13 protein-coding genes and 1 pseudogene are annotated in these 14,214 nt (G+C 54.4%); 9 read left to right on the top strand and 5 right to left on the bottom strand.

Annotation, left to right across the window (positions count from 1 at the left end):
• Positions 1 to 117: 117 nt before the first annotated feature.
• From CW267_RS16995 to CW267_RS16960, 8 genes and pseudogenes are all read left to right on the top strand, one after another.
• Positions 118 to 939 (top strand): ABC transporter ATP-binding protein, encoded by an 822-nt coding sequence (locus CW267_RS16995; RefSeq protein ID WP_023297800.1) that lies wholly within the window; start codon positions 118 to 120, stop codon positions 937 to 939.
• Positions 936 to 1,961: a FecCD family ABC transporter permease gene (locus tag CW267_RS16990; protein WP_023297799.1), complete on the top strand. Its 1,026-nt coding sequence runs from the start codon at positions 936 to 938 to the stop codon at positions 1,959 to 1,961. The genes CW267_RS16995 and CW267_RS16990 overlap by 4 nt, the downstream gene beginning before the upstream one ends.
• Complete coding sequence (locus CW267_RS16985) at positions 1,958 to 3,010, top strand: FecCD family ABC transporter permease (protein ID WP_008804502.1); 1,053 nt, start codon at positions 1,958 to 1,960, stop codon at positions 3,008 to 3,010. The genes CW267_RS16990 and CW267_RS16985 overlap by 4 nt, the downstream gene beginning before the upstream one ends.
• Positions 3,000 to 3,977, top strand: coding sequence for an iron-siderophore ABC transporter substrate-binding protein (locus tag CW267_RS16980; RefSeq protein WP_074456603.1), 978 nt, complete (start codon positions 3,000 to 3,002; stop codon positions 3,975 to 3,977). The genes CW267_RS16985 and CW267_RS16980 overlap by 11 nt, the downstream gene beginning before the upstream one ends.
• Positions 3,943 to 4,876 (top strand): annotated as a pseudogene (locus tag CW267_RS16975) (MurR/RpiR family transcriptional regulator). The gene CW267_RS16980 and the pseudogene CW267_RS16975 overlap by 35 nt, the downstream one beginning before the upstream one ends.
• Positions 4,877 to 4,968: 92 nt before the next feature.
• Positions 4,969 to 5,736 carry a basic amino acid ABC transporter substrate-binding protein gene (locus CW267_RS16970; protein ID WP_008804504.1) on the top strand — a complete coding sequence of 256 codons (768 nt, stop codon included), beginning with the start codon at positions 4,969 to 4,971 and terminating at the stop codon, positions 5,734 to 5,736.
• 63 nt (positions 5,737 to 5,799) lie between these two features.
• On the top strand, positions 5,800 to 6,564 hold the full coding sequence (locus CW267_RS16965; RefSeq protein WP_004151161.1) for an amino acid ABC transporter permease: 765 nt from the start codon (positions 5,800 to 5,802) through the stop codon (positions 6,562 to 6,564).
• On the top strand, positions 6,551 to 7,273 hold the full coding sequence (locus CW267_RS16960) for an amino acid ABC transporter ATP-binding protein (RefSeq protein ID WP_012967953.1): 723 nt from the start codon (positions 6,551 to 6,553) through the stop codon (positions 7,271 to 7,273). Before CW267_RS16965 ends, CW267_RS16960 begins: the two co-directional genes overlap by 14 nt.
• Before the next feature lie 249 nt (positions 7,274 to 7,522).
• Here the strand turns inward: CW267_RS16960 and CW267_RS30110 are convergent, their stop codons facing one another.
• The 3 genes from CW267_RS30110 to CW267_RS16950 all read right to left on the bottom strand — a co-directional run bounded on the left by CW267_RS30110 (position 7,523) and on the right by CW267_RS16950 (position 9,237).
• The gene (locus CW267_RS30110) at positions 7,523 to 7,768 is read right to left on the bottom strand and encodes a hypothetical protein (RefSeq protein WP_128205811.1); all 246 of its coding nucleotides are present in this window, start codon (positions 7,766 to 7,768) and stop codon (positions 7,523 to 7,525) included.
• A 17-nt stretch (positions 7,769 to 7,785) separates the two neighbouring features.
• Positions 7,786 to 8,148 (bottom strand): hypothetical protein, encoded by a 363-nt coding sequence (locus tag CW267_RS16955; RefSeq protein ID WP_032735853.1) that lies wholly within the window; start codon positions 8,146 to 8,148, stop codon positions 7,786 to 7,788.
• 114 nt (positions 8,149 to 8,262) lie between these two features.
• A complete protein-coding gene (locus CW267_RS16950; protein WP_039103779.1) occupies positions 8,263 to 9,237 on the bottom strand; it encodes an amidohydrolase family protein in 975 nt (324 codons plus the stop codon).
• A gap of 148 nt (positions 9,238 to 9,385) precedes the next feature.
• On the opposite strand from CW267_RS16950, the gene CW267_RS16945 reads away from it, so the two are divergent.
• Entirely contained in the window at positions 9,386 to 10,342 is a 957-nt protein-coding gene (locus CW267_RS16945) for a LysR family transcriptional regulator (RefSeq protein ID WP_023322812.1), read from the top strand.
• Here CW267_RS16945 and CW267_RS16940 read toward each other — a convergent pair.
• Both CW267_RS16940 and CW267_RS16935 read right to left on the bottom strand, forming a co-directional pair.
• The gene (locus tag CW267_RS16940) at positions 10,239 to 11,471 is read right to left on the bottom strand and encodes an anaerobic sulfatase maturase (RefSeq protein WP_023322811.1); all 1,233 of its coding nucleotides are present in this window, start codon (positions 11,469 to 11,471) and stop codon (positions 10,239 to 10,241) included. The two genes, CW267_RS16945 and CW267_RS16940, sit on opposite strands and share 104 nt — an antisense overlap.
• Before the next feature lie 22 nt (positions 11,472 to 11,493).
• Positions 11,494 to 13,407 (bottom strand): sulfatase-like hydrolase/transferase, encoded by a 1,914-nt coding sequence (locus tag CW267_RS16935; protein WP_086070306.1) that lies wholly within the window; start codon positions 13,405 to 13,407, stop codon positions 11,494 to 11,496.
• Positions 13,408 to 14,214 lie beyond the last annotated feature (807 nt).

Here is a 14,214-nt window from a genome sequence, read left to right as displayed (position 1 = left end):
GGCGAGTATTGACTACTACATCTATCCCCGTCATGATCAAAAGAGAATGAGATTTATTTTTGTTTGACTGCAGACTGTTCAGCGATGGCCTGGAACGCTGCGGCGCAGGAGCGAGTTATGCCACAGCGGGTGAAACCTGCAGAGCAGGGGATCGTACTGGATGCCCTGTCGGCCGGATACGGCCAGACCCTGATCGTTGACGATATCAACCTGACCATTCCCACCGGCAAAATGACGGTGCTGGCCGGGGCGAACGGCTCCGGTAAATCCACGCTGCTCTCGACCATCGCCAGAATGCTGAAACCGCTCGGCGGCTGCGTGCGTCTGGACGGGCAAGCCATTCACCAGATGCCGACGAAAGCCGTCTCGCGCCAGCTGGGCATCCTCCCGCAATCGCCGGTGACCCCGGAAGGGTTAACGGTTTTCGAGCTGGTCTCGCGCGGGCGCTACCCATGGCAAGGGCTGATGCGCCAGTGGTCCGAGGCCGATGAGCTGGCGGTGGAGGAGGCGCTGCGCTTAACCGGTACCGCCGAATTCGCCCATCTGCCGGTGGACAGCCTCTCCGGCGGCCAGCGTCAGCGCTGCTGGATCGCCATGGCGCTGGCCCAGCAAACGGCCACCATTCTGCTCGATGAGCCGACCACCTGGCTCGATCTGCGCTATCAGGTCGATATCCTCGAGCTGCTCCAGACTCTCACCCGCGAACATGGCCGCACGGTGGTGACGGTGCTCCATGACCTCAACTTTGCCGTGAACTATGCCGATCTGCTGGTATTCCTCAAACAGGGGCGCATCGCCGGCACGATTAGCGACAACGACGTCTGTAGCCCTGAGCTGATTAAACGCGTGTTTGACGTTGACGTGCAGATGTCGATTAACCCGCAAACCGGCAAACCGTTCTTTATGCCGTTTCGCGCCCGCCAGGCCGTTGACGCATGAGCGCCGCCGTTCTGTACGCCGCGCGGCGTCATGCCCGCCCCCGACTGGCGCTCTTGCTGCTAACGCTACTGCTTATCGCCGCCTCGCTGGTGCATCTTGGCTTAGGCGCCCGCTGGATCGCCCCACAGACGGTGCTGCAGGCGCTGCTGGAGTACAATCCGCGCAACTTCGACCAGCGAATCATCGTCGATCTGCGCCTGGTGCGGCTGGCGGCAGCGCTGCTGACCGGCGCGGCGCTCGGCGTCGCCGGGCTGCTGCTGCAGACGGTGATCCGTAACCCACTTGGCGAGCCGCATATTCTCGGCCTTAACGCCGGCGCCTCGCTGGCGGTGGTGGCGACCTCGGCGCTGGGCCTGTCTCTCGGCGCTTTCCCCGCCGGGCGCCCGCTGACCGCCGCCTGCGGCGCAGCGCTGTTGTTCGGCGGCGTGATGGCGCTGGCCTCTGCCGGGCGTGGCGGGGCGACGCCGCTGCGCATCACGTTGTGCGGAGTGGCGCTGTCAGCGTTTGCGTCGGCGGTGACGGCGGCGATATTGATCCTCGATGAACAGACGCTGCTGGCGATGCGTACCTGGCTGGCCGGCGACCTGGCCGGACTGAACTGGAGCACGCTGCAGACGGCGCTGGTTCCGGCGCTGATCGGCCTTGGCGTCGCGCTGCTCATTGCCCCACGGCTTAATGTGCTGGCGCTGGGGGATAAGGTGGCGCTGGGCCTTGGCGTTAATCTCGTCCAGACGAGGCTGCTGGGTCTGCTGGCGATTGCGCTGCTGTGCGGTGCGGCGGTGGCGGTGGCCGGGCCGATCGGTTTTGTCGGGCTGGTGGTGCCGCACGTGGTGCGCCGTCTGGTGACGGAAGATATCCGTCTGGCGCTGCCCCTGGCGGCGCCGGTGGGGGCGCTGGTGCTGGTGCTGGCGGACATCGCCGCCCGGACGCTGGTCGCGCCGCAGGAGCTGGCGACCGGGGCGATGACCGCCCTGGTGGGCGCGCCGCTGTTTATCTTTATCGCCGCGAGGTTTTTTAAATGACGCGCGCCGTTCACCGGGCCGGTTTTCGGCCGCTGGTTATCGCCTCCCGCCAGCTGCTGCTGCGCCCGGCGGCGCTCAACATTGCCGCCATCATGATGCTGATGCTGCTGGCGCTCGGGCTGTACAGCCTCAGCCGCGGCAGCTTTCCGTTGCCCGCGTCGACGCTGGCGCGGGCCCTGCTGGCGCCGCAGGATATGGGCGAGCAGCCGCGCTTTATTCTGTTTGATATCCGCCTGCCGCGGATCCTGATGGCGCTGCTGTGCGGGGCCATGCTGGGGCTGGCCGGCGCGGCGATGCAGAGCATCACCCGTAACGGGCTGGCCGACCCGGGGCTGATTGGCGTCAAAGAGGGGGCCAGCATCGTGGTGCTGGCGCTGGTGCTGTTTTTCCCGGCGGTAGGCCTGGTCTGGCGGCCGCTGGCGGGAATGGTCGGCGGCGTGGCGGTGGCCTTGCTGGTCCTGACGCTGGCGCGCGACTGTTCGCGGCCGCGCTTTATTTTAATTGGCATCGGCGTCTCCTGGACTCTGGCGGCAGCGGTCGGCATCTTTATGACCACCGCCGACGTTCGCGACGTGCAGACGGCGATGATCTGGCTGGCGGGCAGCCTGCAGGCCGCGACCTGGCCGCTGCTGGCGGTGGCCTTTTGCTGGGCGCTGCCCGGGGCCATCATCCTGTTCTGTACCGCCCGGGCGGCGGACGTGGCGCTGCTGGGCGACCGGACCGCCATCGGCCTCGGCGTACGTCTGCAGCAGCTGACGATGCTGCGCTTTTTCGCGCCGGTGCTGCTGACCTCGGCCAGCGTCTCCTGCGTCGGCAGCCTGGGCTTTGTGGGCCTGATGGCGCCGCATATGGCGCGTTTTGTGCTGCGCGGCGGCCAGGTATCGCTGCTGTGCGGCAGCGCGCTGATTGGCGCCTTGCTGGTGCTGGTAACCGATACCCTTGGCCGGCTGGCGTTTGCCCCGCTGCAGATCCCGGCGGGGATTGTCATTGCCCTGGTGGGCTGCCCATTCTTTGTTGTCTTGCTCTGGCGTCGCCGTGATGCCCTTTAACCAGGAAGGTAGTATGCGTTGGTTCGTCTCATTGCTGCTGTTGCTGACGGGGGCCGTCAGCGCCGCCGCCCCACAAACTCAAACTTTCACCGATGATTTAGGCCGCACGGTCACCGTCCCGCTGCATCCGCAGCGCATTGTTTCGATGCACGATCTCGATATTACCATTCCGTTGATTGAGCTCGGGGTGCCGCCGATCGCCAGCCACGGCCGGACGCGCCCGGACGGCAGCCACTATCTGCGCGCCAGCGCCCAGCTCACCGGTGTCGATTTCGACAACAGCGATATCCGCTTTATTGGTACCGCCGATATCGATCTGGAAGCGGTAGCCGCCGCAAAGCCGGATCTGATTATCACCGAGCCCAGCCGCCATGTGTCAGTGGAGCAACTGGAGAAGATTGCCCCGACGGTGAGCATCGACCATCTGCAGGGTAGCGCCCCGGAGATTTACCGCAAGCTGGCGCAGCTGACCGGCACCCAGCCGCGGCTGGCGATCCTTGAGCGCCGCTATCAGGAACAAATCAAACAGCTTAAAGCGATGGTCAACCCACCGCAGTACAGCGTCTCCGTGATCCAGGCGAACAACGGCAAGGTCACGGTGCACCATTCGTATCATGCGCTGGGCCGGGTGCTGCGCGACGCCGGGTTCCGCTTTCCGCCGCTGATTGAGCGGATCCCCGACGGTCAGCGCATTGACGTCAGCGCTGAACAGTTGCCGGAGCTGGATGCCGATTTTGTCTTCGCCACCTGGCGGTCGGATACCGGCGGTAAGCCGCAAGATGAGCTGCAGGCGATGGAAGGTGTGATGCCCGGCTGGTGTGACTTTTTGCGTGCCTGCCGCACCGGGCACTATATTTTGCTGCCGCGGGAAGAGGTGATCTCTAACTCCTACGCCGCGCTGTCTCTGATGGTGGCCCAGGTGCAGTCGCATATTGCCGGCAGGCCCATCCCGGCGGAGGCCAAATGAAAAGCGCGGTAAAAAAAGAGAAGGGCAAAGTCGATCTGTTCGGCGAACGCTATCGCGCCCGGGCGCACCAGCTTTCCCCCCGGCTGCGGGCCGTGGTCAGCTATATCAACGACAACCGCGAGGTGGTGCTGGAGCATACGGCGATGGAGATCGCCACGGCGACCCAGACCTCCGACGCCACGGTGGTGCGCGCCATCCAGGCGCTGGGCTTCGCCGGGCTGCGCGAGCTTAAGCAGACCATGGAGCGCTGGTTCGGCACCTCGGTTACCTCGGCGGAAAAAATGCGCTCGACGGTCACGGCGCTCTCCAGCGACGTCAACTCCAGTATTGATTTTGTGCTTGAAGGCCATCAGCGGGTCTGCGAGGTCCTGTCGCGCGCCGACAACCGCGCGGCGGTGGCCCAGGCGGTGGCATTGCTCAGCGACGCGCGCCAGGTAGGGATCTTCGGCATCGGCGCCTCGGGGATCCTCGCCGAGTACACCGCCCGGCTGTTCAGCCGCATTGGCTTGCCGGCGTATGTGATGAACCGCACGGGCTTCAGCCTCGCCGAGCAGCTTATCGGCCTGCAGCGCGGCGATGTGCTGATCATGATGGGGCAAAAATCCCCCCATCGCGAAGGGATGACCACCCTGCGCGAGGCGAAGCGGCTGGGTATCCCGACGATCCTGCTGACTCAGGCGGTGGACTCGCGCTTCAGCCAGGAGGCGCAGGTAGTGATCGACGTCCCGCGCGGCGGCGACAGCAGCCGGATGCCGCTGCACGGCACGGTGCTGGTCTGTCTGGAGATGATTGTCCTGTCGGTGGCCTCCACCACGCCACAAAAAACGGTGAAATCCCTGAAACGAATCAACGACCTGCACCGGGCCATCGGTAAATCCGGCGGTAAACGGGGCAGTTGAAGAGATAATTCACCAGCGGGAAGGTTTCCGGTTGCATATAAAAGTCAGTGTGTGTATTTTTATGCAAAATAAATGCATAAAAAGGAAATCTCATGGTCAAGAATTTGCTCAAGGCGTGTTTCATGATGGCCGCGCTGACGGCAGCCGGACAGGCGGCTGCGGAAACCTATACCGTCGGTTCCGGCGGCACCTACCGGCCGTTTGAATTTGAAAACAGCCAGAAACAGCTGGAAGGTTTCGACATCGACATCATCAAAGCCATCGCTAAAGCCGAAGGCTTTGACGTCAAGCTGGTCAATACCCCATGGGAAGGCATCTTCGCCACGCTGAACACCGGCGACCGCGACATCATCATCTCCGGGATCACCATCACCGATAAACGCAAACAGATGGTCGATTTCTCCGCGCCGTACTTCCCGGCCGAGCAGTCTATCGTCGTCGCCCAGGACTCGCAGGTTGATTCGCTGGCGGCCCTGAAAAACGAGAAGGTCGGGGTGGTGAACTCCAGCACCGGCGATATCGTGGTTTCTGAGGTGCTGGGCAAAAACAGCACCGCGATCAAGCGTTTCGATAATACCCCGCTGATGCTCCAGGAGCTGTTTGAGGACGGCGTCAGCGCCGCGGTTGGCGACGTCGGGGTGGTGAAGTACTACATCAAACAGCACCCGGAGAAGCAGTTCAAGCTGGTGCCGGATGCCAAATTTGAGCGTCAGTATTTCGGTATTGCGGTGGCGAAAGGCAACAGCGAACTGCTGGGCAAGATCAACGCCGGGCTGCAAAAGATTGTTGCTGACGGGACTTACGCCAAAATCTATAAAACCTGGTTCGACGACAACGTGCCGACGCTGCCAGCGCAATAATCCACCATTTTCAGTGACCACGGCTATCGCCCAGGCGATAGCCGTATTTTTTAGGGAAGGACTATGACGGGATTCCGTTGGGAGATCATCGAGGAGTACGGCCCGCTGTTTGTGGACGGCGCCCTGATGACGATTAAATGTACCATTATCTGCGTGATCCTCGGGACGCTGTGGGGGTTAACTCTCGGTCTCGGGCGGATGGCGAAGGCCGAGCACGGGCCGTGGAAATATATTCTCCGCTACCTGGTGCAGTTTCCGGTGCGTTTTTACGTTAGCGCCTTCCGCGGTACGCCGCTGTTCGTGCAGATTATGGTGGTGCACTTTGCGCTGGTGCCGCTGTTTATCAACCCGCGCGACGGCCTGCTGGTGACCAGCGGCCTGATGAGCGCTGACTTTGCCCGCGAGCTGCGCGCCAGCTACGGGGCGTTCCTCTCCTGCATCGTGGCGATCACCCTTAACGCCGGAGCCTATGTGTCGGAGATTTTCCGCGCCGGCATCCAGTCGATCGACAAAGGGCAGATGGAGGCCTCCCGCGCGCTGGGCATGCCGTGGTGGAAAACCATGCGCAAGGTGATCCTGCCGCAGGCGTTTCGCCGCATTCTGCCGCCGCTGGGCAACAACGCCATCGCCATTGTCAAAGACTCGTCGCTGGCTTCGGCGATTGGCCTGGCCGATCTGGCCTACGCCGCGCGCACCGTCTCCGGCGCCTACGCCACCTACTGGGAACCCTACCTGACCATCTCCCTGGTCTACTGGGTGATCACCTTCCTGCTGGCGCAGCTGGTTAACCGTCTGGAAAAGAGGTTTGGCAAAAGTGATTCACATTAATAACTTACATAAGCGCTTCGGCGACAGCCACGTGCTGCGCGGCATTAGCTGCGATATTAAACCGCAGGAAGTGGTGTGCATCATCGGCCCGTCCGGCTCGGGAAAAAGTACCTTCCTGCGCTGCATGAACGCCCTGGAAACGGTCAGCGAAGGCGAGGTGGTGGTTAACGGCTTTGCCGCCCACGACCGGACCACCGACCTCAACAAGATGCGCGAAAGCGTCGGCATGGTGTTCCAGCGCTTTAACCTGTTCCCGCATATGACGGTGCTGGAAAACCTGATTATGGCGCCGATGAATCTGCGCAATATGCCGCGCCAGCAGGCGGTCGACCTGGCGGACGCCTTGCTGGCGAAGGTGGGCTTAAGCGATAAGCGCGACGCCTGGCCCTCGAGCCTGTCCGGCGGCCAGCAGCAGCGGGTAGCCATCGCCCGTGCGCTGGCGATGAAGCCGTCGATTATGCTGTTCGATGAGCCCACTTCGGCGCTGGATCCGGAGCTGGTGGGCGACGTGCTGGAGGTGATGAAAAACCTCGCCAGCGAGGGGATGACCATGGTGATCGTGACTCACGAAATGGGCTTTGCCCGCGAAGTAGCCGACAGGGTGATCTTCATCGACCAGGGCGTGATTCAGGAAGAGGGCAAGCCGGGGCAGATCTTTAGCGCGCCGAGCAACCCACGCACCGCCGCGTTCCTCAGCAAGGTGCTGTAAACCGAGCGGGCTGGCGCCAGGCCAGCCCGCTGAGATACGCAAAACACGACCAACAGTGAGATACAAGGGAAGACGTTGGTTGAGGCAGAAACTAGCAAAACGGCCATCAATTTCCGCCCTCTGCTGGCTGAGCGTAACGGCACAGGTATCACACATGGAAAATACGATATGCCGCCGACGACTCACCCAATTACTATGAAGACGTTACAGTAAGAGCACCGCCGGTTAGCCGTCCGGACGATGATCGCTTTATTCCTTCTCTGCTTCAGAGGGATAGTTACAACCCGGAACTGGGCTGGCGTGACAGTTTCCCAGCGGTGTTGTCTGTAACGGCTCATGTTGTTCTGAGTAGACATATTGCTGGATCTGTTGCTCCGAACGTATTGGCTGTTCAGTAGAAAAAGGCAGCTCTGGTGATGTGCTCTGAAAGGCCATGACCTGAGTGGCGTAGAGACAAAGTGCGGAGAGCAGGATAGAGTGGATGAGTAGTTTCATAATTAATTCGATTGCCGTTACCTTTTGCATGCCGCAAGTATTGCTTCAATGTCATCAAAACGGTTTACGCTGTGTGGCAGGTAATAAAAATCAACTGCTGTTACATCGTTTCCCCTCGCACTGATCTCAACTTCAGCAATATTCTTTTGCTGAATTCCCTGGAGCAACAATTTATCGGTATTGTCGGGAAGAATCCCGCTGTGGACTAAATGCAACTGATGCACTTTCGCAGCCTTACCCAAACACTGTTCGACCTCCAGGCGCGGGCGTTCAATCAACGTCGTCCTCAGTTCCGGATGAATGTCAATTTGATCCAGATCGCCACAGCCCAATAATAACCCGGGAAGTAAAAATACTCCGGTCAGTCGAATCATTGACATCGTTCATCCTTTAAACCTAAGTCGCGTGAATCTCATGGTATGACATATTAATTCAATAAATTGTTAACAGACGCACTTAAAATGAGGTCTGACGCAGACCTCATAGGCTTTTAATTAGTGAGGAAGATTAAATAAATTCAGCGCATTGTGACGAGATATTTTCAATTTATCATTTTCACTGAGCGGTAGCGTATCAAACCAGTCTGATGCCCATTGCATCTCTTCAAAGGGAAAATCCGTAGAGAACATTATGCGTTCAATGCCAAGTTCCTGAAGAGCAACTTGCAGAGCGGAGCTGCGGAAATTTCCAGAGGTGGTTACGTGAAAATTATGGCTAAAGTAGTGCTGGAAAGAATGGCTGCACGGATACCCTCGAGGCTCATTCTCAACCCGATGATCAATTCGCCAGATAAGGGCAGGTAAACCTTCGCCAAGGTGACCCAGAACGAGCTGGAGATCGGGATGACGGTCAAACAATCCTGAACCCATCAGGCGCAACGCATGAGTGGCTGTTTCAACGCCAAACGCCCAGGCAGACCCCAGTAGCCAGGGATGCCCCTGGTAGACCTGCGCTCGGGACGGGAGCGGATTACGTGGGTGGAGATAAAAAGGGCGCTGGAAGGCGGCAAACACCTCCCAGAATGCATCATAACGACCATCGTCGAGATAAAGAGCGGTATCCTCACTTTCATGTTGAGAAAAACCGTTGACCAGTGCACCTACGAACCCCAAATCCACAAAACATCGGGTCATTTCTTCCGTAGCAGCATCCGGGTCTTGCATTGGCAAAGCGGCGAATCCACGAAAGCGATCGCGATGTTTTTCGATCTGTTCCGCCAGCGCATCATTGGCTCTATGCGCGACCTCTATAGCACGAACAGGATCGTGGATGCGCTGAATAGCAGGTGCATTTAATGACACTATTGCCAACTCAATACCCGCGGTATCCATTTGACGTAGACGTTGCTCGCCGACCGCCTGAATATGATATTTAATTTCATGCCATTTCTCTGGATAGATAGAGTCATAGGAGTCTTCTAAAGTATCCTCAGTAGCGAAATGTTCCTCTAATGCAATTTTATTTTTCATATTGAAATACTCTTCCGTATATTTATACTGATATTAAACGAGCTTCAAAGTATGTTTTAAAAAAGTCCGCTATTGAAATATCATTATGGTCTTCAGAATATCAGCTTGATATAGAGTTGTATCATTTTCTTACAACCAGGAGGGCTCGATGGATCTAAGGCGTTTAAAGTATTTTGTCACCGTGGTGGAATTAGGCTCATTTTCCAGAGCCGCCGCTCATCTTTGTATATCGCAACCACCATTAAGCCAGCGGATCCAGGAGCTGGAGAATGAAATGGGTGGGGAACTCATCGACAGGCGTTCCCGGCCATTAAAGACAACCGTAGCGGGGGCGCTTATTTATCAGCAAGCAAAAGAGATTTTGCAGCGCACAGAACAGATGCAAGGCTACGCGCAGCGCATGTTTCATCCGGAAGTCAACGTAATCAAAATTGGTTTTGTCTCAGCCAATTTTCACGCCCATTTAGCGTCCGTTGTCAGACGTTTCATACAGTTGTGTCCTGAAGTAGAAGTTCAGGTAGTAGAGATGAACAGTATACAGCAGGTGGAAGCGCTACGTGCTGGGCATATTGATATTGGTATAGGCCGAATCAATGTGGTTGCTGATGATATAGAACAAATCACGCTGTATCAGGAACAGCTTATCGCCGTATTACCACAAACACATCCCCGGGCCAAACGCGGTTGCGCTGTTTCACTGGCCACGTTTAACGGGGGACGATTCATCATTTATACCAACCAAAAAAGACCGAGCCTTGCCGATGAGTTACTGGCACGACTGGTTTCACTCGATGTGAAACCTCAGCGAGTCATTGAGGTAGAGCAGTACGACTCGGCGCTACTGCTCATTGCCTCTGGTTACGGAATGACCGTGGCACCGGCCTCAGCCCGTTTGATTTCAATGCCCGGGATAGCCTATATACCGTTGATAGAAACGCTCACCATTCCAATGGTGATGTTCCACCGCAAGGAAACTCGCTCTCGACTATTGCAGCAATTCTTTACCGCGCTCGACGAAGTGAGAATCGATGCTGCTTGCGCAAATACTGTATCAGAGCCGCAGGGGGACAGCCTCGAGCCAGCAACGCAGCCCACAGGTTCATAACGGGCTGAATATGCTTGAAAAAATGCTGATAACCCGCGCACAGATAATTATGCCCTGCCGTGCCTGATGACGACCGGCTAAAGCGATGTTTTGGACAGCCCCCCTGACAGGCAAAGCGAAACTGACAGACTTTGCAGTCATCGGTGAGGGTTAACTTTTTGGCCAGACCAAACGCCATGGCGGCTTCACTGTTATTGATTGCATCAATACTATCATGATGGATATTACCAAGAAGATGTTGCGGATAGACATAGTGATCGCAATTGTACAGATCGCCATTCGCCTCTAATGCAAAAGCATGTCCACAGGTCTCCGCATGAACGCATAGTACGGCTGGTTGTCGAGTCCAGGCCGCAATGGCGACATCAAACATTTGCACCGCAATCTGGCCAATATCCCGGCGGATCCAGATGTCAAATACCTGACTCAGAAACTCGCCGTACTGCTTCGAAGGTACAGACCATGGGGCCAGACGCGCTTTCCGTTCGTCGGGTGTTACCAATTTGAGTCGTGGGTTTGCTTCTGTACTCACTCGTTCAACCAGCGGAATGAATTGCATGTAGCGTGAACCACTATGCCTAAGAAACTCATAGACCTCACCGGCGTGGGCGACATTATGGTGTCCCACTACCGTCAGCGTATTGAAATCGACCTGGAAGCGATGCAGCAGCGATAATGCTTTCATCACAAATCGATGGCTACCTTTCCCCGAATGACTGATGCGGTAACGATCGTGGAGAGTTTCGGGCCCATCAACAGAGAGCCCAACCATAAAACGGTGCTGTGCGAGAAAGGTTGCCCACTCTTCGTTAAGCAGTATCCCGTTGGTCTGCAACGTGTGCGTTATCTTCACCCCTTGACCATAGCGCTGACAGAGTTCGACAACCCGCTTAAAAAAGGGAAGCCCTAAGAGCAAGGGCTCACCGCCTTGCCAGGAGAACGTCACCGGATGGGAGTGTTGTGCCGCGATGTGCTGCTTAACATACTCCTCCAGAGTCTCTTCTGACATTTTCCAGTGCTGCTTACGCTGTGGATATAACGACTGCTTTTCATGATAGAAGCAATATTTACAATCGATGTTGCATTTCGCACCACCGGGTTTAGCCATAACATGACATTGACGATACATGATGTTTTCATCTCAATTAAAATTAATCTCTTATTAAACGACGAACTCTTTCAGGATCGAGATCCCAGCGGATACCATGAAGGGGAGGGATCCAGCTTCCGTCGTCTTTTCCTGTGATTTCGTTTGAGAACAATGCATTCAATTTTTCGTTCATGCTCAAAATTAGGGATACGTTTTGGTGATTATTTGCCAGATTGTTCATTTCATGGGGATCCGTCTTCAAGTCATATAACTCAATATCATTAAGGCTAAAAAGTGCATCCGGGGTCTGAGGCGTATGGTGCTGCTGTAATGAAAAATAGCGTGTAAACTTATATCGTCCATCGAAGATCATCCGGACGCCACCTCTTTTTCTGAGGTCAGGGGACAGTACAGAAAAACGTTGTTGCTTTTCTTCTTTACTTAACGTTTCATTTCTAATGATTTTAAACATATTGCCAATATAGGTCGCATCAGAAAATAACAGCATGTCGTAGCAATATAAAATGCCTTTTCTTATAGCATCAATGGGAGATGATTCTGGATTAAATAAAAGTGTACTAAAGTCATATCCTTTACGGTTTTTCAGTGTAAGGCTTTTGGCTTTGTTTGCTTTGCCCGTCAAGCCAACCAGGGTGGGAGCGATATCTACATGGGAAGTGAGCGATGAACATTTTCTGCCACCAGGAAATGCAGGGTGACTGATTATCATTGGCACATGAACTTGCTCTTTATAGGTACAAGTACCTTTGCCGTTCATCTGGTGAGCGCCACATAACTCACCATGATCGGCGGTATAAACAATGATAGTATTTTTCGTTAAATTTAACGCATCTAGTTCATCGAGGATCCTGACCAAATGAGTATCGTTATCCCGAATGCAGTTAAAATAGTAATCCTGGAGAATTCGCCAGCGCCGATCCTGATCGGCAATATTTCCAACCATTAAACCATTACATAGTTGATACTCAAGATGCGCTGGTGGTCTGCCATGCTCACTGAACGCCTGGTGTCTGGAGGGGGCGAGCGGAACCTCGGGCCATGAGTCCAGATAAATCGTATTTTGTGGTGCTTTATTTGGTGTTGAAGAGTTACTGTTGAGAATCAGAGCGCCGTGCCATTGGTTTTTATCGGTGTCACTGTCTGTATCTATGTACATCGTGTCGTGAGGGTTAACCAGGTTGACTGCCAGAAACCACGGCTTATTATTAGATTGCATTTCACTACCTTTATCTCTCAACCAGTTTATCGCTTCTGCAGCAGTGAGTTCATCGTATAAATAACCGCCATGGCTATGCCCAATAATGTCACCAATTCCGGTATAGTCGTGAAAACCATATCCTTCCATAATTTCATGTAGTTTGATCCTGGGTATCATGCCGAGATCAGTACTTCCATCAGTGTTTTTGGTTACTGGATCTTCCATTAAAGTACTTAGGTGCCATTTCCCTTTATAGGCAGGATAATAGCCCATGTCACTCATGATATTACCAATGGTGCCTAATTCAGGGTCAAGGCTATCCGGCATCCACGGGAAACCAGGATTATCGAACATTTTGGTTTCTGGCATATGTAAACCGGTATATAACACCGAGCGCGATGGCGTACAAACACTACTGCAAATATGATGGTTAGTGAATGTGGTGCCTGATGCCATTAAGCGCTCACGTCCAGGTACGGGGAACGGATATGGATCAAAATAACGCTCCTGATCTGATGTGATAAGTAGAATATTGTAGCCTTCGGGGATTTGATCAGGCAGCTTTCCACTAAAATGATAACGATAATTTTTGGATAATACCTCCTCTTGTTGGTGGGTGAGATTATCAGCTACGGGGGAGGGCGCTAAATTCTTTGCTAATGTTTCTGGTGCGGTGACTAAGGTTGCGGCCGTAATGGCGCCAGATCCTAACAAGAAGTTCCGGCGTGAAATCTTTATTTTATCCGTCATGTTAATTTCCTCTTTAAAATACCTTGATGGATAAAAGTATGATAGTTTCCGCGGGCAATAAAGCCTGATTATGTAAGATATTGTGCGATTATTTTCAACTTTACCTAACTTTTCTATCTCCTCGATATTCGATGAAATCATGTGTCATTACGTTTATCCCTGTAATTAAATTTAGCCGACAACCATTGTTCAGTGACAATGGCAATATATATATCAAAATGAACATGTCGTATTATTTGGATACATGGATTATTATTTTGTCATAGCTAAACAGTTCATAACCAGAAGTGATTCTTTTATTTACGAATGAGGATGCATAGTTATAATAGGACATCTTTAAAACAGGAGTCGGACATTGAGCAGTTACTCTACAATCAATAACAAGGCAAACTAGCGAAAAATTGCTGGCGCTGCTTGCCGGTCCCGATGGGAAGCAATCTTACCTGGAACATGAGATTGCGCTATAACATTAGCATTGAGGTAGTGCGGTGTGCTTATCAATAATATCCAGATACCGCTTAATTAATCCAGTATCTTCATGAGGAGACATGATATGACACTCAACATTTCTGATGAGCCTCCATCGAGAGGGCTAGCTACAGGCTGACTATCTGCATTGAAATTAGGTGGATGCAATGGAGGTAGTCATTACAGTTGCCTTAAAACTGTCGAGAATGACCTTTCATTTTATGCACTTAGATGAGGTGTAGCATGTTGCTCACAACCAAACGTTATATGTTTTTAATTGATGTTGATAGCACTATTCCTTTTTCAGCGTTGACGAATGTCTGCCAACCACCGCGGAATTCATCA

This window comes from Klebsiella sp. X1-16S-Nf21, assembly GCF_002837615.1.
In the GTDB taxonomy this organism is placed as follows: domain Bacteria; phylum Pseudomonadota; class Gammaproteobacteria; order Enterobacterales; family Enterobacteriaceae; genus Klebsiella; species Klebsiella variicola.
This window is presented reverse-complemented; position numbering and strand designations above follow the sequence as displayed.

Bases quoted from the DNA above. Each gene is read 5' to 3' on its own strand.
- CW267_RS16940 (WP_023322811.1), bottom strand. From the start codon at position 11,471: ATGTATCGTCAATGTCATGTTATGGCTAAACCCGGTGGTGCGAAATGC.
- CW267_RS16995 (WP_023297800.1), top strand. From the start codon at position 118: ATGCCACAGCGGGTGAAACCTGCAGAGCAGGGGATCGTACTGGATGCC.
- CW267_RS16980 (WP_074456603.1), top strand. From the start codon at position 3,000: ATGCCCTTTAACCAGGAAGGTAGTATGCGTTGGTTCGTCTCATTGCTG.
- CW267_RS16970 (WP_008804504.1), top strand. From the start codon at position 4,969: ATGGTCAAGAATTTGCTCAAGGCGTGTTTCATGATGGCCGCGCTGACG.
- CW267_RS16945 (WP_023322812.1), top strand. From the start codon at position 9,386: ATGGATCTAAGGCGTTTAAAGTATTTTGTCACCGTGGTGGAATTAGGC.
- CW267_RS16955 (WP_032735853.1), bottom strand. From the start codon at position 8,148: ATGTCAATGATTCGACTGACCGGAGTATTTTTACTTCCCGGGTTATTA.
- CW267_RS16950 (WP_039103779.1), bottom strand. From the start codon at position 9,237: ATGAAAAATAAAATTGCATTAGAGGAACATTTCGCTACTGAGGATACT.
- CW267_RS16985 (WP_008804502.1), top strand. From the start codon at position 1,958: ATGACGCGCGCCGTTCACCGGGCCGGTTTTCGGCCGCTGGTTATCGCC.
- CW267_RS16990 (WP_023297799.1), top strand. From the start codon at position 936: ATGAGCGCCGCCGTTCTGTACGCCGCGCGGCGTCATGCCCGCCCCCGA.
- CW267_RS16965 (WP_004151161.1), top strand. From the start codon at position 5,800: ATGACGGGATTCCGTTGGGAGATCATCGAGGAGTACGGCCCGCTGTTT.
- CW267_RS30110 (WP_128205811.1), bottom strand. From the start codon at position 7,768: ATGAAACTACTCATCCACTCTATCCTGCTCTCCGCACTTTGTCTCTAC.